This window comes from Filimonas effusa (genome assembly GCF_004118675.1).
Classification (GTDB): Bacteria; Bacteroidota; Bacteroidia; order Chitinophagales; family Chitinophagaceae; genus Filimonas; species Filimonas effusa.
Genome location: NZ_SDHZ01000002.1, coordinates 663,396 through 682,601, shown reverse-complemented (window position 1 = coordinate 682,601; position 19,206 = coordinate 663,396). Strand labels below are relative to the sequence as shown.

Sequence of the window (19,206 nt, the reverse complement as noted above, 5' to 3'; positions counted from 1 at the left end):
TATGAAACGACTGAACTACTTACGCAACATCGGCGCCGTAATGAGCCTGACTTGCTTCATGCTGGTTGGCTGTGTAAAAGATAAAGATTATTCGCTTAGCAGCGCTTCCAATAACCCGGTACCGGATGCCATCGCCCCGGGCGAAGGCGCATCCAATGCCAGCCTCACCTTAACCGGTAAAGGCCTTGGTGATATTCGTACCATCATCTTTGATAACGGTAACATTATTGCCAATTTCAACCCGGCATTTAATACCGATAATGCCATCCTGTTCCGTGTGCCGGTAGACGCTATTCCGGCAAGCCAGAATATTGTCTTTACCAATGGACTTGGCAAATCATTCTCTGTTCCGTTTAAAGTAATTGCTTTGCCGCTGATCACCGATGTGAGCAACTATAACTTCCAGCAGAACGGCACACTTACACTTACCGGCAAATACTTTGAAAAAGTAGAATCCGTAACTTTTGCCGGCACTACCACCCAATTGGAGGTAGTGGCTAAAACTGCCACTACGCTTACGATCAAATTCCCGGTAACAACACTTACCAGGTCTAAGCTTACCATCGTTAACGATGCAGGGGCCATGACTACCAAGGAAGAGTTTGTGAACCTGGATCTTGCCTATGGTGTATTTAAAGATGCACTGGCCCCGGGTATCAATGACTGGAGCTGGGGTACGCTTAATTCCGTTTCAACTGAAAATGTGAAAAGCGGAAGCGCCTCCTGGAAAGTGGCCTATAATGGCACCTGGGGAGGGGTTCAGCTGAATTTCAGCCAGCCTGTTGATTTAACGCCTTATAAATATGTTTCGTTCTGGATTAAAGGCGCTGCCGTAGATAAAAACATTGCCAAGTTCAATTTCAACTGGGCAAAAGATAATGTAGTGAAAGTGCCGGCAAATGTGTGGACCTACTACAAAATCGATCTTACGGAAATGAATGCGTCTACTTTAACTACCTGGGTGATGCAAATTGAAGACGCCGGCGAAACACTGTACATGGACGATCTGATCCTTATTAAGTAAGCTGTATATATGAAGAAAGCAAAGGCTTTGTTTTTTCTGGCAATGTTCATCACGGGCTGCCTCTCTGCGCAGAGGCAGCCAGCTTTTGTCCGCTGCAAAGGACAGCAGTTTGTACTGGGTGATAAACCTTATCACTACATAGGTACCAATTACTGGTACGGCGGATTGCTGGGACTGACGAAAGAAGGCACGCAACGACTGAAGAAAGAACTGGATTTCCTGAAAGCAAACGGTGTAACCAACCTGCGAGTGATGGCTGGTGTGGAAGGCAGCGGTAACATCAATGGCGTACAGCGTGTGAACCAGGCTTTTCAAACCAGGCAGGGGGTATTTAACGAGGATCTGTTAACAGGATTGGATGTGCTCCTGGCTGAGATGAAAAAAAGAGACATGAAGGCGGTTATCTTCCTCAGTAATAACTGGGAATGGACAGGCGGCTTTCTGCAATACCTGAACTGGAATGGTCTTATTGCCGATTCTGTTTTACGCAGGAAGCTCAACTGGGATGAACTGAGAGATTATACCAGTAAATTCTATACCTGTGATTCGTGTATGTTGGCTTATGCCCGGCAGGTGAATCTTGTTGTTAATCGCATCAACACCATTACAGGCGTTCCTTATACAAAAGATCCTGCTATCATGTCATGGGAGCTGGCCAATGAGCCCCGTCCTATGCGTCCTGCTGCGAACGAGGCTTATAAAAAATGGATAAAATCAGCGGCAGAGAACATTAAAAAGCAGGACGTCAATCACCTGGTAACAATAGGGCACGAAGGCGATCAGGCTACAGATGGCGATATGTCCTTGTACGAAGCTATTCACGCCAATACGGCTGTAGACTATCTTACCGTTCATATCTGGCCCAAAAACTGGGGCTGGCTGAAGCCCGAAACTATGAGCGCCGATCTGCCCGTTGTGCTTGCCAATACTGCAGATTATGTAAAACGGCATGAAGCTGCTGCGGCCCGCCTCAATAAACCATTGGTTGTAGAAGAGTTTGGCTTGCCGCGTAACGATCATTCCTTTAGCCCTTCCGCTCCGGTTGATTTGCGTAACAGTTTCTATAAACTAATCCTGGATGCCTGGAAAACAAAAGGGGTGGCGGGTTTAAACTTCTGGGCCTTTGGTGGCACAGGCAGGCCGGTACCGGGACAGGTATTCTGGAAAGAAGGTGATGATTACCTCGGCGATCCGCCAATGGAGGAGCAGGGGCTGAATACTGTTTTTGATAGCGATAAGGCTACCTGGTTACTCATCCGTTCTTACCTGAAGCCCTGATAAAGCCGGCGGTCCGTTGCAAACAGATGATTATAAGATCCATTAAAACAGAAGAAATTGGAAATAAGTATTAAAGAAAAAGCAGGCTACGGCTTTGGAGACTTTGCCTCTTCTATGTTCTGGAAGTTGTTCTCCGTTTACCTCCTGTATTATTATACCGATGTATTTGGCATTCCTGCCGCTGCCGTAGGTACCATGTTCCTCATTACAAGAATATGGGATACCGCATTGGATCCCGCTATCGGTATTATCTCCGATCGGACAGAAACAAGATGGGGCAAATTTCGTCCTTACCTGCTGTGGATGGCAATCCCTTTTGGAATAGCAGGGATCCTTACCTTTTCGGCGCCGGAACTATCTCTTACAGGTAAACTTATTTATGCCTACATCACCTATACCATAATGATGATGGTGTATTCGGCTATCAACGTGCCTTATGCTTCGTTGATGGGCGTAATGACGGCCGATATCAAAGAGCGTACAACGCTTTCTACTTTCCGCTTTGTTTTTGCCTTTGCAGGCAGTATACTGGTGCTTGCTACCGCAGAGCCGCTGGTGAATGCATTGGGGACTTCATCGAAAGGTGTGAACCTGCAAACAGGATGGCAGTATTCCATGATGATCTATGCTGCGATAGCGGTAGTATTGTTCTATTTCAATTTTCGCTGGACCAGGGAAAGGGTGAGCCCGCCGAAAGATCAGAAGATCTCCCTGAAAGCCGATCTGGCCGATCTCTCAAAAAATAAACCCTGGTTTATACTGTTGGGAGCAGGTGTGGCTACGCTGGTGTTCAACTCCCTGCGCGATGGTTCTGCCGTTTATTACTTTAAGTATTATTTCAGCGATCAGCAGGCTTTTAAAATCCCGTTAACGTCTATTGCTGTTGGCTATAGTACTTTGTACCTGGTGCTTGGGCAAGGCGCCAATATTATTGGCGTAGTGCTTGCCAAGCCGGTCTCCGATCGTATAGGAAAGAAAAATACTTTCCTGTATGCAATGCTGGTGGCGTCGGCCCTGAGTTGTATCTTCTATTTTTTAGGCGAAAAAAATGTAGCCCTGATCATGACGCTGCAGGTGCTCATCAGTATCTGTGCCGGCAGTGTATTTCCACTGTTATGGTCTATGTATGCCGATATCGCCGATTACTCTGAATGGCAAACAGGCAGGCGTGCTACCGGTCTTATCTTCTCCTCTTCTTCCATGTCGCAGAAACTGGGATGGACGCTTGGTGGCGCCCTCACCGGCTGGCTGCTGGCCGTTTGGGGCTTCGAGGCCAACATGGTGCAAACCGAACAGGCACGCACAGGCATCAGGATGATGTTAAGTTTCGTTCCTGCGGCAGGGGCGCTTTTGTCGGCAATATTTATCTTCTTTTATAAACTAAGTGATGCTTTCATGCTGGTTGTAAGCAGGGATTTGCTGAACAGGCGGCATAAAGAAACTCCTATTATGGAACAGGTTTAAAAACTTCTTTATGGTGGAAAAATTTGAAAAAAGACTTGCGGCCCTGCAACAACAATACGCCGCACTGCTCTCCCGCGAAAATGAAAAGATACCCCTCGGAAATGGTGTGTTTGAACGATGGAAATATCCTGTTCTTACCGCACAACATGCCCCGATCGCCTGGAAATATGACCTGAACCCCGGCTCCAATCCTTTCCTGATGGAACGGTTTGGGATCAACGCTGTAATGAATGCCGGCGCTATTAAACTAAATAATAAATATTATGTAATTGCCAGGGTGGAAGGTAGTGATAGAAAGTCCTTCTTCGCTGTTGCCGAGAGTGATGATGGCATCAGCTTCCGCTTTTGGGATCGCCCTGTTACCATGCCCGAAACGGATGAGCCTTCTGTGAATATTTACGATATGCGCGTAGTGCTGCACGAAGATGGATGGATCTATGGCCTCTTCTGCGCCGAGCGCCGCGACCCCTCGGCGCCTGAAGGAGACCAGTCGGCAGCCGTTGCCCAATGTGGTATTGCGAGAACCAGGGACCTGGTCAGCTGGGAACGCCTGCCCGACCTGGTAACGCCTTCGCCGCAACAACGCAACGTAGTGCTGCACCCGGAGTTCGTAGAAGGTAAATACGCCTTTTATACCCGTCCGCAGGATAGTTTTATAGAAGCAGGTAAAGGTGGCGGTATTGGCTTTGGTCTCAGTGCTTCTATTGAGAACGCTGTTATCGAAAAGGAAATAGTGATCGACAGGAAGGTCTATCACACGGTATATGAGGCAAAGAACGGGCTGGGACCTGCTCCCATAAAAACACCACATGGCTGGCTGCACCTGGCGCATGGCGTGCGCAATAACGCTGCAGGGCTGCGATATGTCCTGTACCTGTTTATGACCAGCCTCGACGATATTACCCGCGTTATTCATAAGCCCGCAGGCTATTTCCTCGCGCCCGAAGGAGAGGAACGCGTAGGTGATGTGTCGAACGTGGTCTTCAGTAACGGCTGGATTGCCGATGATAATGGTGATGTATTCATTTACTATGCATCCTCCGATACGCGCCTGCATGTGGCAACCACTACTATAGAGCGATTACTGGATTATGTCATCAATACACCGGAAGATGGTTTAAGATCGGCTGCTTCGGTAGAAGTGCTGAATAAGCTGATAGCAGCGAATGATAGTTATGTAAATCGGCCGGCGGAAGTAGTCCGTTAAACAATGAGTAATATGAACAGGCAACTTACTGACTATAAGAAGGAAATGCAGGAAGAGCTGGATAATATCCTGCATTATTGGGCCGCTCATGCTGTAGATGAAAAGTATGGAGGTTTTGCAGGGCGTTTGAATAACGAAAATGAAGCCGATGAGCTGGCTCCTAAAGGCAGTGTGCTGAATAGCCGCATTCTCTGGAGTTTTTCAGCAGGTTATCATGTTACAGGCAACCCGCTGTTCCTTCAAATGGCAGAACGCGCTTACAAATATCTTGTCAGCCATTTTACAGACCCGGAATTCGGGGGTGTGTACTGGACGGTAGACTATAAGGGTAAACCCCTTGATGCTAAAAAGCAGATCTATGCGATTGCTTTTGCTGTATATGGACTCAGCGAATACGTGATTGCCTCGGGTGATGATAATGCCAGGGCTCAGGCTGTAGCGCTTTATCAATCGATCATGTTGCATAGCTACGACCCGGTCTATGGCGGTTACCTCGAAGCGCTTGGCAGAGACTGGAAAGAACTGGATGACCTGCGCCTGAGCGAAAAGGATGCCAATGAAAAGAAGACCATGAACACGCATTTGCATGTACTGGAAGCATTTGCGAACCTTTACCGCATCTGGCCTGATAAATCTCTATATCATAACATAAAGGACCTGCTGGAAGTTTTTACCAGTCATATCGTTGACGCACAGACAGGACACCTGCTTCTTTTTTTTGATGAACGATGGAATGCTAAAGCCCGTACCGTATCATATGGACACGACATAGAAGCATCATGGCTGCTACTGGAAGCGGCGTTGATCATTGACGACAAGCAACTGGTGGATATGCTGAAACCTGTATGTCTGCGTATGGCTGACGCTGCCAGTCGCGGCCTGGATGCTGATGGAGGTCTTTGGTACGAATATGAACCGGAGACCGGGCACCTGGTACATGAAAAGCACTGGTGGCCACAGGCCGAAGCTATGGTGGGATTTATGAATGCCTGGGAGTTGTCGGGTGAAGATCATTTCCTCCATCGTTCGCTGGCGTCCTGGGATTTTTCGAAACGGCATCTGCTCGATAAAACAAATGGTGAATGGTTCTGGGGGGTAGATGAAAATGATCAGCTTATGCCCGGGCAAGATAAGGTTGGATTATGGAAATGCCCCTATCATAATAGCCGCGCCTGTATTGAAATCATTAAAAGAATAAATGAACGATGAAAAAAAGATCCTGCTATTTGTGGCTGGCAGCGCTGTTCATGTTTACAGCGGCCATGCAAGCTCCGGCAAAACAACGCATAGTTTTCTTTGGCGACTCTATTACACAAATGGGCGTGAATGAAGGTGGTTATATCAGGTTGATTCAAAAAAAGCTCGATGAAAAAGGAAAGGCATCGGCCTATGACCTCCTGGGCGCCGGTGTAGGTTATAATAAAGTGTATGATCTGTTCCTGCGCCTCGAAAAAGATGTGGTAGCACAAAAGCCGCAGGTGGTATTGATCTGGATTGGCGTAAATGATGTAGGTCACAAATCGATTGGAACCGGCACCGATGCCGATAAATTTGAAGCCTTTTATAATGCCATCATTAACAGGCTGAAAGAAATAAATGCAAAGCTGGTACTGGTGACCCCTGCGGTCATAGGAGAAAGAACGGATTGTACTAATGCTATGGATGGCGATCTTAACCGTTATGCGCAGATCGTAAGGAAACTGGCCGCGCAGCATAATTGTGGTATCATAGATATGCGTCAACAATTTATGGCGTATAACCTCGTGCATAATCCTGATAATCAGGAGAAAGGGATTTTAACCACCGACGGTATTCATCTAACTGAACAGGGAAACAAGCTGGTGGCTGATGTTATATTCAAAGCATTGAACTTGTAGGAACCCGATATCGCGTAAATTCAGGAACTAAAACCTATAAAAATGTTCAGAAAAATTCAGCTTTGGCTGCTAACGATGCTGCTAACCAGCTTTGCCTATTCTCAAACAAAAACTACTTCACAAGCCATGTACAAAAATGCTTCTTTACCTGTGGCAACAAGAGTGAAAGACCTGCTCGGTAAAATGACGGTTGAAGAAAAAGCCGGGCAATTGAACCAGCTGACGGGTGGTGCTTTCACAGGACCTGCATTGAACGATGCCGGCCAGCAGGCAAAAATGCAGATGGTGCGCGAAGGAAAGATTGGCTCTATGTTAAATGTAATTGGAGCCGCTGAAACCAAAGCTATCCAGGAGATCGCTGTGAAAGAAAGCCGCCTGGGTATACCGCTGCTCTTTGGGTACGATGTTATTCATGGCTTTAAAACAATATTTCCCATTCCATTGGCGGAAGCCTGTAGCTGGGATCTTGACCAGGTGCAAAAGAACAGCGCCGTAGCAGCCAGGGAAGCCGCTGCCGCCGGCATTCACTGGACCTTCGCGCCAATGTGTGATATCAGTAACGATGCGCGCTGGGGACGTGTGATGGAAGGCATTGGTGAAGATCCCTGGTATGGCGGTTTAATTTCTGCTGCCCGTGTAAAAGGGCTTCAGGGTAATGGTGATGAAAAACATATTCTCGCCTGCGTAAAACATTTCGCCGCCTATGGCGCCGTAGAATCGGGAAGAGAATACAACTATACCGATATGTCGCGCGTATCGCTCTGGAATAAATACCTGCCTCCTTACGAGGCTGCGGTAAAAGCGGGCGCTGCTTCGGTGATGAATGGCTTTAATACTTTTGAAGGAATACCCGTAAGTGCCAGCAAATACCTGGTAACAGATGTTTTAAAGAAAAAATGGGGTTTTAACGGATTCCTGGTGAGCGACTGGAATTCATTCGGGGAGATGGTGAACTGGGGATATGCCGGCGATAGGGAAGAGGCCGCCCTGAAAGCATTGAAGGCAGGCAGCATGATTGATATGGAATCCAAACTAATGATCGAATATATTCCTGCACTGGTAAAAAAAGGAAAAATTACCGTGGCGGAACTCGATCAGGCGGTAGGCGCTGTATTGGCTGCCAAGTTTAAACTCGGCCTTTTTGAATCGCCTTACAAGTTTAGTGATGAAGCAAGAGAAAAGAATACCATGTTCACTCCTGAGAACAGGCAGCAGGCATTGGAAGCAGCGCAAGGCGCGGTGATATTGCTGAAGAATAATAACCACGTACTGCCGGTACAAAAAACGCCTGCCCGTATTGCGCTCATAGGACATTATGCCAATAGCGCAGATGATGCCTTCGACTTCTGGATCGCGCAGGGGGATGCTGCCAACGCCGTAACGCTGAAACAGGGCCTGGAAACGGTATGGCCTGGCAATCGTATAAGCTTTACACCCGGATATCTTGCCGATGGTTCTTCTACCAATGCGCTTATCGATGAAGCAGTAGCGCAGGCAAGGGAAGCTGAAATAGTGATTGTAAATATCGGGTTGTCGGGTAAGCTTGCAGGAGAAGACCGTTCCCTGGCTGCGCCTGTTATTCCTGAAGGGCAGGTACAGTTGCTGAAAGCATTAAAAGCTACCGGTAAACCTGTTGTAGCTGTAGTAACGGCCGGCAGACCGCTGGTGCTTACCGCGATAGAGGAATATACCGATGCTATTGTTTATGGCTGGATCCTGGGAACCGAATCTGGTAACGCCCTGGCCAATATTATTTCCGGCAAAGTGAATCCCTCTGCTAAAACAGTGGTTAGCTTCCCTTATGCTGTGGGACAAATTCCTGTTTACTATAACCACTTCCAGACAGGCCGCCCCGTGGAAACCGATGGTAAGGGTAACTGGTTCAGCCGCTACCGCGATATTCCCAGGGAGCCGTTATATCCCTTTGGTTTTGGTTTGAGCTATACGAGTTTTAAATATGAGGGACTGAAACTAAGCAGTAATGTTATTGGCAGAACACAACCTTTACAGGTTTCTGTAACCGTTGCCAATACTGGTGAGTTTGATGGTGAGGAAGTGGTGCAGTTATATATCCGCGATCATGCTGCAAGTATCATACGCCCGGTAAAAGAGCTGAAAGGATATCAGAAGATCTATCTCAAAAAAGGCGAAAGCAGGGTGGTGTCGTTTACGCTGCGTAGTGATGCCTTGTCGTTCTATGACGCTGATGGTAATAAAGTGCTGGAGAACGGCGCCTTTACTGTTTTTGTGGGAGGTAACTCAAGAGATGTGCTGGAAGCTGGTTTTGAATTGAAATAATGTTTCATCGATTGTAATAAGTATGCCAATGAAAAAATGGATTGTTTTGCTTGGGTTGTCCTGTTTAACGTTAGCGGGCCGGGCGCAGGGAAATAACTATGTTCAGAACTATACGAAGTTTCCCGGCCTGGCGCTAACACCGCCGATGGGATGGAATAGCTGGAACAAATTTGCTTGTAATGTAACGGAAGATATGATCCGGCAAATGGCCGATGCCATGGTGGCAAGCGGGATGAAAGAAGCAGGCTATACTTATGTGAACATCGATGACTGCTGGCATGGTGAACGGGATAGTCTTGGTTTTATCCATCCCGATCCGCAACGTTTCCCATCCGGTATGAAAGCGCTTGCCGATTATGTACATGCTCTTGGCCTGAAGCTGGGCATTTATTCCGATGCAGGTTCCCAAACCTGTGGCGGCCGTCCCGGCAGCAGGGGGTACGAATTCCAGGATGCACTTACTTACGCTTCCTGGGGAATAGACTATTTAAAATACGACTGGTGTAATACCGAAGGGCTTAAAGCCGAAGGGGCCTATAAAACCATTACCGCTGCTTTACGTAAGGCAGGCCGCCCGATGGTATTGAGTATCTGTGAATGGGGGACCGATGTTCCCTGGACATGGGGACAACAGGTAGGACATCTCTGGCGCACTACCGGTGATATTTTCAATTGTTTCGATTGCATAGAAGATCATGGTACCTGGAAATCATGGGGTGTAATGCAGATCCTCGACAAACAGGAAGGACTGCGCAAATACGCCGGTCCGGGTCACTGGAATGACCCTGATATGCTTGAAATTGGCAACGGCAGGTTAACCCCTGCGGAAGACAGGGCGCATTTTTCTATGTGGGCCATGCTGTCGGCCCCGTTAATGGCAGGTAATGATCTGAGAAGTATGGCGCCTGAAACAAAGGAAGTGCTTACCAATAAGCATGTGATAGCGGTAAACCAGGATAGCCTGGGTGTACAGGGTTTCAGACATACTGTGAAAGACAGTATTGAAACCTGGTATAAGCCATTGCATAATGGTGAATGGGCGATCTGTTTCCTTAACAGAAGTACGCTTGCTGTTGTTGTTCATCATAATTGGAAAACCGTAGTGAAAGATGAGATATTCAATTATGAGCTAAATACAGAGGACAATACATATCGCCTGGTCAACTTATGGACAGGCAAAGAGCAGGGTACTACTACCGGCATGTTAAAATATGTTTTGCCACCACATGATGTTTTAATGCTTAGAGCGTTTCCTCCTGCCGGCATTGCCGGCAGGCAAAACGCCGCTGCTCCGCGTGTAAAAGACAATGAACTTCCTGCGGACAGGCAGGCAACTACAGAAACTGTCAAATTATACCAGCATCTTAAAACGCTTCCGGGCAAAGGGTTCCTGGTGGGGCACCAGGATGCGCTTGCCTACGGCGTTAACTGGAAGTACGTGAAAGGCAGAAGTGATGTTAAAGAGCTTGCCGGTGATTATCCCGCATTGTACGGCTGGGAACTGGGCAACCTGGAACTGGGTGCTGCAGTGAACCTTGACAGTGTTCCATTTGATAAAATGAGAAATTATATCAGGGAAGGCTATAGCAGGGGCGGTGTAATTACTATCAGCTGGCATGGCAACAACCCGGTAACGGGTAAGTCGGCCTGGGATGTCACTCCGGGTACGGTGGCGGCAATTCTTCCGGGTGGCGCCAGTCATGGTGTGTTTGTGCAGCAGCTCGATAAAGTGGCGGCATACCTCGAAAGCCTTACGGCAAAAGAGGGTCGCCCTATTCCCGTTATCTTCAGGCCGTTTCATGAACTTACCGGAAGCTGGTTCTGGTGGGGCGCTAAATCCTGTACTGCTGCAGAATTTAAAACCTTGTTCCGTTTTACTGTAGATTACCTGCGCAACAAAAAGGGACTTCATCATCTCCTGATCAGTTATAATACCGGAACGGAGTTTACCGGCCGCAATGAATTCCTGGAACGTTACCCGGGTGATGACTATGCCGATATCCTTTCTTTCGATACCTATCAGCATAATGACAATACTTCGCCTGATACTGCTTTTGCCAAAAGCCTTTCCGCGCATATGACAATTGTAGAACAGCTGGCATTAGAAAAGAATAAGATTCCGGCTATTGGTGAAATGGGATTCAATAAGATCCCTTACGATAAATGGTTTACAGAAATCGTGGCAGGTGCATTAAAAGGCCGGCGCCTGGCTTACCTGTTGTTCTGGAGAAATGCAGGTTTCAAACCGCATGATCAAACAACGGAATATTATGTGCCTTACAAAGGCCATAAAGCGGCGGCAGATTTCAACGCGTTTTACCGCCTTCCCGAAACGCTTTTTGAAAAAGAAGCGGCAAAACTAAATCTGTACAAATGATGACGATTTAAATCCTCTATGCCATATGAACAGGAAATCATTTCTTCGCAATGCGGCTATTTTATCGCTTGCTGCCGGCGTAAAAGGTACGGCAGCTTTCGTTAAGCCGGGCCAGGGATTCAACGAAAACAAGCCGGCTCCGGATGGCGCCAATGCAGCAGCAAACAAACTGCCTGCCTGGAAAGGATTTAATCTTACCGACTTCAATACGCCGCGTCCCGCTTTAAACCGCAAATACACTTCAGAGGAACAGTTGCAATGGATTGCCGATTGGGGATTCAATTTTGTTCGCCTGCCCATTGCCTATCCTTACTATCTCAGTTTCAATAAAAACAGGGATATCAGGCCCGACGAAGTATTTGAATTCAGTAATAAGCGGTTGGATAGTATCGACAACCTGGTTTACCTGGCGCATAAACACAACCTGCACGTAAGCCTTAACATGCATCGTGCTCCGGGTTATTGTGTAAATGCAGGCTTTCATGAACCTTATAATCTCTGGAAGGATAAGGAAGCGCAGGATGCCTTTTATTTTCATTGGTCGATGTGGGCGAAACGCTATAAAAATGTCTCCGGGGCGAAACTAAGCTTCGACCTGCTGAATGAACCCAGCATGAGGGATGATATGAACGACCAGCTTTCTACATCAGGGCCTGTGCCCGGTGCACTTTACCACCAGGTGGCGAAAGCGGCGTTAAAGGTGATTCATGAGCAGAATAGCAGCCGCATTGTCATTGCTGATGGAAACAGCATGGGTAATACGCCTATCCCCGAGCTGGCAGATCTGCCCCTGGCACAAAGCTGCCGTGGTTATTTTCCCCACGCGATTTCGCATTATAAAGCTCCATGGGCCAATAAGGAGCCTGAAAAATTGCCTGTTCCTGTTTACCCCGGTAAAACCGGGCAGCAGTATTTCGATAAAGCAGCCATAGAAGCCTATTACAAGCCCTGGATTGAACTGATGAATAAAGGTGTTGGGATCCATTGCGGAGAATGTGGCGCCTGGAATAAAACACCACATTCCGTGGTATTGACATGGTTTAAAGATGTGCTGGATGTATTGGCGGCCAATAAAATAGGATTCTCACTCTGGGAGTTCTCCGGCGATTTCGGTATTCTCAATTCCCGCAGAACGGATGTGGCATACGAAGAGTGGCATGGTCAGCAACTCGACCGGCAGTTATTATCCCTGCTGCAGCAGTATAAATGATTAGCCGCGATTCGGATGCTTGTTTGTAAATTTGCTGCTCATGTCTCTGTTTGTTACTTCTTTAAACTCCGGCAGCAATGGTAACTGCTATTATGTAGGATCAGAATCGGAAGCGATACTGGTTGATGCGGGCATTTCATGCCGTGAAACGGAAAGAAGAATGTTGCGCCTGGGCCTCTCTATGCAAAATGTAAAGGCTGTTTTCATTTCACATGAACATTCCGATCATATCAGGGGATTGCCTGTATTGGTAAAAAAATACAAGCTGCCTGTTTATATTACAGGCGATACCATGCGGGAAGGGCGTTTAACGCTGGCGCCGGACCTGGTAAGATCATTTTGCGCAGAAGAAAAAGTGCAGGTAGGCAGCTTTTTCATCAAGCCCTTCCGTAAGTTTCACGATGCCTGTGATCCGCATAGTTTTACAATTGAACATGAAGAACTGCGCATTGGCGTATTTACCGATATAGGTACGCCATGTGAGCACCTGGTCCATGAATTCCGCCGGTGCCATGCCGCTTTCCTCGAAACCAACTACGATGAAGCCATGCTTGAAAATGGCAGGTATCCTTATTTCCTGAAAAAAAGAATTCGCGGTGGTAATGGCCATTTGTCCAATACACAGGCGCTGGAGTTATTTACCACACACCGTCCGGCTTTTATGAGCCACCTGTTTTTATCGCATCTCTCGCAGGATAATAACTGCCCCAGCCTGGTGCAGCAATTATTCGATCAGCATGCCAATGGTACAAAGATCATAGTGGCGTCCCGCTATGCCGAAACACCCCTCTTTAAGATCTCTGCCTGAAACTTAATATAGTTGACCTAACTTTGCTGCTTTCTAATATCCAAGAAGATGACACTTGAAGAAAGGATTAGTCAGTCAGAAACACGCATATTCAAGACCGTATTTCCCAGCACAACCAATCACTACGACACTTTATTTGGCGGTACAGCCATGGCGCTGATGGATGAAGTTGCTTTTGTGGCAGCTACCCGTTTCAGCCGCAAACGTATGGTAACGGTATCCTCCGACCGTATCAACTTTAACAAGTCGATCCCGGCTGGTACTTTTATAGAGCTGGTAGCTAAAGTGATCCATGTTGGCAATACCAGCATGAAAGTTCAGGTTGATATTTATGTAGAAGAGATGTATTCTTTTATCAGGGAGCAGGCGATAACAGGCAGCTTTACTTTTGTTGCCATCGACGAGCATAAACATCCTATAAAGATCATGGAATAAGGCGCGTTCTTACTTTCTCCAGTTTCTCTGCGCGCTTTTCTTCGTACAGGTATTTCATATTGCCGATACGGGTATGTTTTACCGGCGAAAAGCCACAGAATTTCAGCGTGGCATTCTTAAGCGTATGCAGGTCACTGTTGCGGTTATGCCACGAGAGCCACCATTGCGGGGAATCGCTCGTGCTGATCAGCTGGGCCGATCTGCCTTTTAGCAGCTTGTCCCAGAAGGGATCATTTTCGTGGTATTTGAAAGCAAATGAAGGTAGCAATACTCTGTCCATGAATCCTTTCAGTAGGGCAGGCACGGAGCCCCACCATACAGGGTAAATGATGGTCCAGTGTTCGCACCAGCTGATGTTTTCCTGTGCCCTCAGCAAGTCGGGTTCCAGTTCCTGTATTTTTTTATAGCCCTTCCAGAGAATGGGATCAAATTGCAGGTCGCCAATGTTCTGGCGCCTTACTTCATGTCCTTTTGCAATAGCAGCCTGCTCATACGCATCGGCAATTTTTCCGTTAAAGCTGCTCGTATCAGGATGTGCCAACAGAAGATAGATCTTCATTGATATGGATTTACGGGTAAGTTTAGGAATGCTATGCTTACAAATAGAAGGTATTACGCGGGCTTTTCAAACTGCAAAAGTCAGTTGAAAACATGATATATATCAGTTTTGAGAGACTGTGGACTAAAAAACGCTACATTCGCCCGCATTTTAAAAACGGCAAAGCATGAAACTGGAAGAACAATTACAACAGAGAAGCGGCAACAAATGTGAACTGTGTCAGTCTGAAGCTCCTTTAAAAGCATACGAAGTGCCACCTGTTGATCAGGCTAATGCCGATAATACCATCCTCATTTGCGATACCTGCCGTGCGCAGCTCGAAAGAAAAGCAGAGCTGGACAGCAATCACTGGCGTTTCCTGTCTGAAGTTATGTGGAGTGAATTACCTGCGATACAGGTTGTTTCGTGGCGCATGCTCAACCGCCTGAAACAGGAAAGCTGGGCGGCAGATAATCTGGACATGTTATACCTCGACGATGAAAACCTTGCGTGGGCCAAAGCTACCGGCGATCATGAAAATGATGAAGCTGTAGTGCTTCACAGAGATGCCAACGGCCAGCAGCTCCAGCATGGCGATTCTGTAGTGCTTACAAAATCCCTTGACGTAAAAGGTTCTACCCTGAATGCGAAAATGGGCACAGTGGTAAGGAATATACGTCTTGTAGAAGACAATACCGACCAGATCGAAGGCAAGATTGAAGGGCAGACCATCGTCATTCTTACCAAATACGTCAGAAAGCAGGGATAATAGCTGTATGCTGTTCTTTGCCTGCGGTTGCTGATGCTTCACGAAAAGCTTATTCGTGCAGGAGGCCCATTGTCATGGCTATTCGTACAGCTTCCGTTGCATTCGTTACCTGCATTTTTGAAATGATATTTTGCCGGTGACGATAAACCGTGTAAAGTGCGATATGCAGCTTTGCGGCAATCTGCTTGCTGCCCAGTCCCTTTGCTACCAGCGACAATATTTGTACTTCTCTGCCGGTGAGCAATGATCTGTCGTACCTGCTGTATTGTTCCACGGCTATTATTTCCCCGGTATCCTGGTTCATTATTTTGCCGTCTATACCTGCACGGTTTGAATTGTCTGTTGCAGGGGCGTAGAGACACAGCGAAAGCCAGATGCTGCCGTTTTGATGGCTTTTCAGGTAGAAGATGCGGTGATTGATATAAGTATAGCCGCCATCTCCGTTTGATACCCTTACCCGGCAATGGCAGCTGAATTTGGTACGTTCTGTAACCGGCAGTTCTTTTTGCATGGCAAAATATCTCAGTTCCAGTATATGTCTTTCCAACAGATCATCGGGATGCAGTAAATGGAAAATGCAGTCTTCAAATGCCGATGGCAGCAGTGTGAAGGGTTTTTCTATATGAAGACTTTTGCCAAAGCCGCCTGCGTACATATAACTTACATCAGAAGCAAAATCCGATAACACGGCAACACTGCCATCTACCTGTACATATGACTGCGCCAAACGCCGGCATTCTTCGAGTGCCTCCAGTTGTGATGCATCGTCACAGAATGGCTGATCCAGTAATGCTGGTATGGTATGGTCTCCTTTTTCTGGCATCCTTGGGCAAGACATGTATGGCTAATTTTAAGCATTTGCAGTAGTTCAAATCTATGCTAATCTTGCGCATAAATGAGCAGGCCTGCGTTTTTCAGTGTCCTGCACTTCATACAAGTAATATAAACCGGTAAAATGAAAAGGATCGTATACTGTACCTGGACTGTTGTTATCGCTGCTGTTGTTTTTGGCTGTTCCGGCAATACTGAGCAATCTAATCCGCTGCAGGAAGCTGCGGCTGCCAAAACCGATTCTGCAAAGGTGAGCGGTGTTGACTGCGATATCAGGCTTAATGATATTCATTTTACAAAAGCAATCAATGGGGCGGACTCTCTTATAACACCTGGCCAGGATGGTATCGTTACTTTCAGGGCGGGAGAGAAAAAGGATTTTTTCTGCGATCCCAACAATGAACTATCCAACAATACTGCCCCGGTTTTACTGGCGAAAGTAGACAACAAAAAGCCCTTTACACTTATAGCCAAGGTGAAACCAACATTTACAAAAACAGGATTGTATAATGCCGGCGTATTGTATCTCTATGTCAACGATAACTTCTGGCAAAAGCATTGCTTTGAGCAGGACGAAAGAGGACAACACAGGATTGTTACGGTGCGTACCATTGGTACTTCCGACGACAATAACCACGATGTAGTTACCCAGCCGTACGTTTATATGAAAATATCATCCGACACCCGTACGGTGGCGAGCTATTATTCTTTGGATAGAAAAAACTGGCATATGGTGCGGCTTTATCAGAATAATTACCCGGCGGAAATATGGGCGGGTATAAGTACACAATGCCCGGTTGACAAAGGCAGCGTTGCTGATTTTTCGGAAATAAGTCTTAGCCAGAAGGCGGTTTCCGACTTCCGCATGGGAAATGATTAGCTATGTACCTGTAAAAAGTACCATAAATGGCATAAAAAACACCTTATCCGGCGGTAGATCTCTCATAGCTTTGCAGTAGAAACAGTAAGGTTATGTCTAAAGCCCTTCCTACCTACAGTATTGATACCTTAAAGGAGCAGCCGGTAGCTGCCGGTGGCTTTATGGCGGATGGGTTTGCGCATTACCTGGAAGCGCATAAGAACCTCCATTTTCCCCATAAACATGCTTTTTACCACCTGGTCTATTTTTCAAAAGGATCGGGCGGGCATTCCATCGATTTTGTTGGTTTTCCTGTAGAGCCCGGCCAGGTCTATTTTATGGCGCCGGGCCAGGTGCATAGCTGGGACTTTGAATCGGCCCCTGATGGCTTCATCGTTAATTTTTCAGAATCCTACATTCCGGCCCTGGTGGCCGATCCGCGTTATCTGGATCAGTTCAGCATCTTTTCGGGCATTGCCCGCGAACAGGTGATAACCATACCCGAAGGCGATCGTCCGGTGTTTGAGAAGCTGCTCGAAACAATTGTCCGTGAAGGCAGATCAACTGAGGTATTCCACGACGATTTTGCAAGAACAGCGTTGCTGCAGCTTTTTATCATGGTAAGCCGTTATACCGGCAAAGCGGATGCAACACAATTGCCTGATGCAGGTTCACTGGTGATCAGTAACTTCCGCAAGCTGATAGAAAAGCATTATAAAGAAAAGAAGCTGACAAAGGATTATGCCGCCTTGTTATATGTTACACCTAATTATTTAACTGCTTTAAGTAAAGACGTTACAGGAAGTTCGGCGGGAGAGCTGATCCGGCAGCGCGTGCTGCTTGAAGCAAAGCGTCTTCTGGTGAATGCCAGGATGAATGTAACAGAAATTGCATCCGAATTAGACTTTATCGATAACTCTTACTTTACGAAGTTTTTTAAGAAATATGAAGGGATGACCCCTGAAGCATTCAGAAAACAATTCATTAAAAAATAGGTTATGGAAAATATAGGAACAATGAACGATCATGTGTCAAAAGATAAAAAGCCGGGCCCACTTTCTTTATTGAAATGTAAGTGTCCCAGGTGCAGGACCGGAAATATGTTTGAAGGCTCCAATCCGTGGGATCTGAAAAAGACCATGAAGATGCGTAAAGAGTGCCCGGTTTGTAAACAACCTTTTAACCTGGAAGTTGGATTCTATTATGGCTCCAGCTATATCAGCTATGCACTGACCATTGCATTGAGTGTTGCCACGTTTGCGGCATGGTGGGTACTGATTGGGTTTTCTTTAGATGATAACCGGATCTTTTACTGGCTCATCTTTAACGGCATATTCCTGCTGGCATTACAACCCTACCTAATGCGTCTGGCACGCACCGGGTGGCTGGCCTTTTTTGTCCGTTACGATCGTAACTGGCGAACCAATGCGCCGGCTAAAGTGGAACGAACCAATGAGGCGCATGAAAGTAACTGGTAAACGCCTCCCATTATAGTTTACATGATGCAAATGTGCTTTTGGAAATGCCCCATTAAGTGTCTTACTTTTTGGGGCTTGTTTCTTTTGCTTTTCTCCGCCAGCCGATTCCGATAAATTGCCCTACTTTTATCAGCTGAATCATAGTTTCCGGGAAGACCAATTTGACTGCTGAACACTCACATAACGAAAAAGCATTACTGCAACTGGTAGCAGATGGCGACGAGCTGGCATTTACCCAGCTTTTTAACAGCTACTGGAATACTGTTTATGCGCAGGCGCTGGCCTACCTGAAATCGGTGTCGCTCGCACAGGATATTGTGCAGGAAGTGTTTCTTAAGGTATGGCATAAAAGAGCCGCCCTGCCAGCTGTGGAGCGTATTGATAACTACATTTTTATCATTGCCCGTAACGAAATTATCAGCCAGTTGCGCAAGAAGCTTCCCGAGGGCGACGCCTCCGCTTTGCCGGAGCAGGCACCGGAGCTGGTGATGCAGCCGGATAAACAATATGCCTACCGCCAGCAGCACCAGCTATTGGCGAAAGCTGTAGAACTGCTTCCGCCCCAGCGGAAACTGGTATTCTCCCTCAATCGCTATGAAGGACTTTCTTATGAAGAAATAGCACAGCAGCTGGGGATTTCCCGTGAAACAGTAAAAGGGCATATGGTGAAAGCCCTGGCTTTTGTTCGCACCTACCTCGTTTCCCATGGCGATGTATTACTCCTGTTGCTGCTTTCCACCCGCCTTTGAACCC

Annotated in this window: 18 protein-coding genes; 16 read left to right on the top strand and 2 right to left on the bottom strand. The window is 46.9% G+C overall.

Features of this window, described 5'->3' with window-relative positions; all coding sequences use genetic code 11:
- The first annotated feature begins 1 nt into the window (after position 1).
- From ESB13_RS14060 to ESB13_RS14010, 11 genes are read left to right on the top strand one after another with little or no spacing between them, the layout of a single operon-like run.
- Positions 2-1,024, top strand: a complete 1,023-nt coding sequence (locus tag ESB13_RS14060) for a cell shape determination protein CcmA (RefSeq protein WP_129004288.1) — start codon at positions 2-4, stop codon at positions 1,022-1,024.
- Between the two features lie 9 nt (positions 1,025-1,033).
- Positions 1,034-2,302, top strand: coding sequence for a glycoside hydrolase 5 family protein (locus ESB13_RS14055; protein ID WP_129004287.1), 1,269 nt, complete (start codon positions 1,034-1,036; stop codon positions 2,300-2,302).
- 57 nt (positions 2,303-2,359) lie between these two features.
- A complete protein-coding gene (locus ESB13_RS14050; RefSeq protein ID WP_246022542.1) occupies positions 2,360-3,766 on the top strand; it encodes an MFS transporter in 1,407 nt (468 codons plus the stop codon).
- A 10-nt stretch (positions 3,767-3,776) separates the two neighbouring features.
- Entirely contained in the window at positions 3,777-4,973 is a 1,197-nt protein-coding gene (locus ESB13_RS14045) for a glycoside hydrolase family 130 protein (RefSeq protein ID WP_129004286.1), read from the top strand.
- A gap of 12 nt (positions 4,974-4,985) precedes the next feature.
- Complete coding sequence (locus ESB13_RS14040) at positions 4,986-6,182, top strand: AGE family epimerase/isomerase (RefSeq protein WP_129004285.1); 1,197 nt, start codon at positions 4,986-4,988, stop codon at positions 6,180-6,182.
- Positions 6,179-6,850: an SGNH/GDSL hydrolase family protein gene (locus ESB13_RS14035; RefSeq protein WP_129004284.1), complete on the top strand. Its 672-nt coding sequence runs from the start codon at positions 6,179-6,181 to the stop codon at positions 6,848-6,850. Before ESB13_RS14040 ends, ESB13_RS14035 begins: the two co-directional genes overlap by 4 nt.
- Before the next feature lie 42 nt (positions 6,851-6,892).
- The gene (gene bglX, locus ESB13_RS14030) at positions 6,893-9,148 is read left to right on the top strand and encodes a beta-glucosidase BglX (RefSeq protein ID WP_129004283.1); all 2,256 of its coding nucleotides are present in this window, start codon (positions 6,893-6,895) and stop codon (positions 9,146-9,148) included.
- Positions 9,149-9,176: 28 nt separating this feature from the next.
- Positions 9,177-11,525 (top strand): glycosyl hydrolase, encoded by a 2,349-nt coding sequence (locus ESB13_RS14025; protein WP_129004282.1) that lies wholly within the window; start codon positions 9,177-9,179, stop codon positions 11,523-11,525.
- Positions 11,526-11,550: 25 nt separating this feature from the next.
- A complete protein-coding gene (locus ESB13_RS14020) occupies positions 11,551-12,735 on the top strand; it encodes a glycoside hydrolase family 5 protein (RefSeq protein ID WP_129004281.1) in 1,185 nt (394 codons plus the stop codon).
- Positions 12,736-12,775: 40 nt separating this feature from the next.
- Entirely contained in the window at positions 12,776-13,543 is a 768-nt protein-coding gene (locus ESB13_RS14015; protein ID WP_129004280.1) for an MBL fold metallo-hydrolase, read from the top strand.
- 48 nt (positions 13,544-13,591) lie between these two features.
- Complete coding sequence (locus tag ESB13_RS14010) at positions 13,592-13,978, top strand: acyl-CoA thioesterase (protein ID WP_129004279.1); 387 nt, start codon at positions 13,592-13,594, stop codon at positions 13,976-13,978.
- Here ESB13_RS14010 and ESB13_RS14005 read toward each other — a convergent pair.
- Positions 13,968-14,537 (bottom strand): NAD(P)H-dependent oxidoreductase, encoded by a 570-nt coding sequence (locus ESB13_RS14005; protein WP_129004278.1) that lies wholly within the window; start codon positions 14,535-14,537, stop codon positions 13,968-13,970. The two genes, ESB13_RS14010 and ESB13_RS14005, sit on opposite strands and share 11 nt — an antisense overlap.
- A gap of 166 nt (positions 14,538-14,703) precedes the next feature.
- On the opposite strand from ESB13_RS14005, the gene ESB13_RS14000 reads away from it, so the two are divergent.
- Entirely contained in the window at positions 14,704-15,285 is a 582-nt protein-coding gene (locus tag ESB13_RS14000; protein WP_129004277.1) for a PhnA domain-containing protein, read from the top strand.
- Between the two features lie 49 nt (positions 15,286-15,334).
- Here ESB13_RS14000 and ESB13_RS13995 read toward each other — a convergent pair whose 3' ends face one another.
- A complete protein-coding gene (locus ESB13_RS13995; protein WP_129004276.1) occupies positions 15,335-16,123 on the bottom strand; it encodes a response regulator transcription factor in 789 nt (262 codons plus the stop codon).
- A 117-nt stretch (positions 16,124-16,240) separates the two neighbouring features.
- Here ESB13_RS13995 and ESB13_RS13990 point away from each other — a divergent pair, with 117 nt between their 5' ends.
- The 4 genes from ESB13_RS13990 to ESB13_RS13975 all read left to right on the top strand — a co-directional run bounded on the left by ESB13_RS13990 (position 16,241) and on the right by ESB13_RS13975 (position 19,202).
- Positions 16,241-16,996: a DUF1349 domain-containing protein gene (locus ESB13_RS13990; protein ID WP_129004275.1), complete on the top strand. Its 756-nt coding sequence runs from the start codon at positions 16,241-16,243 to the stop codon at positions 16,994-16,996.
- A 92-nt stretch (positions 16,997-17,088) separates the two neighbouring features.
- On the top strand, positions 17,089-17,970 hold the full coding sequence (locus ESB13_RS13985; protein WP_129004274.1) for a helix-turn-helix domain-containing protein: 882 nt from the start codon (positions 17,089-17,091) through the stop codon (positions 17,968-17,970).
- Positions 17,971-17,973: 3 nt separating this feature from the next.
- The gene (locus ESB13_RS13980; protein ID WP_129004273.1) at positions 17,974-18,453 is read left to right on the top strand and encodes a DUF983 domain-containing protein; all 480 of its coding nucleotides are present in this window, start codon (positions 17,974-17,976) and stop codon (positions 18,451-18,453) included.
- 161 nt (positions 18,454-18,614) lie between these two features.
- The gene (locus ESB13_RS13975; protein WP_164974213.1) at positions 18,615-19,202 is read left to right on the top strand and encodes an RNA polymerase sigma factor; all 588 of its coding nucleotides are present in this window, start codon (positions 18,615-18,617) and stop codon (positions 19,200-19,202) included.
- Positions 19,203-19,206 lie beyond the last annotated feature (4 nt).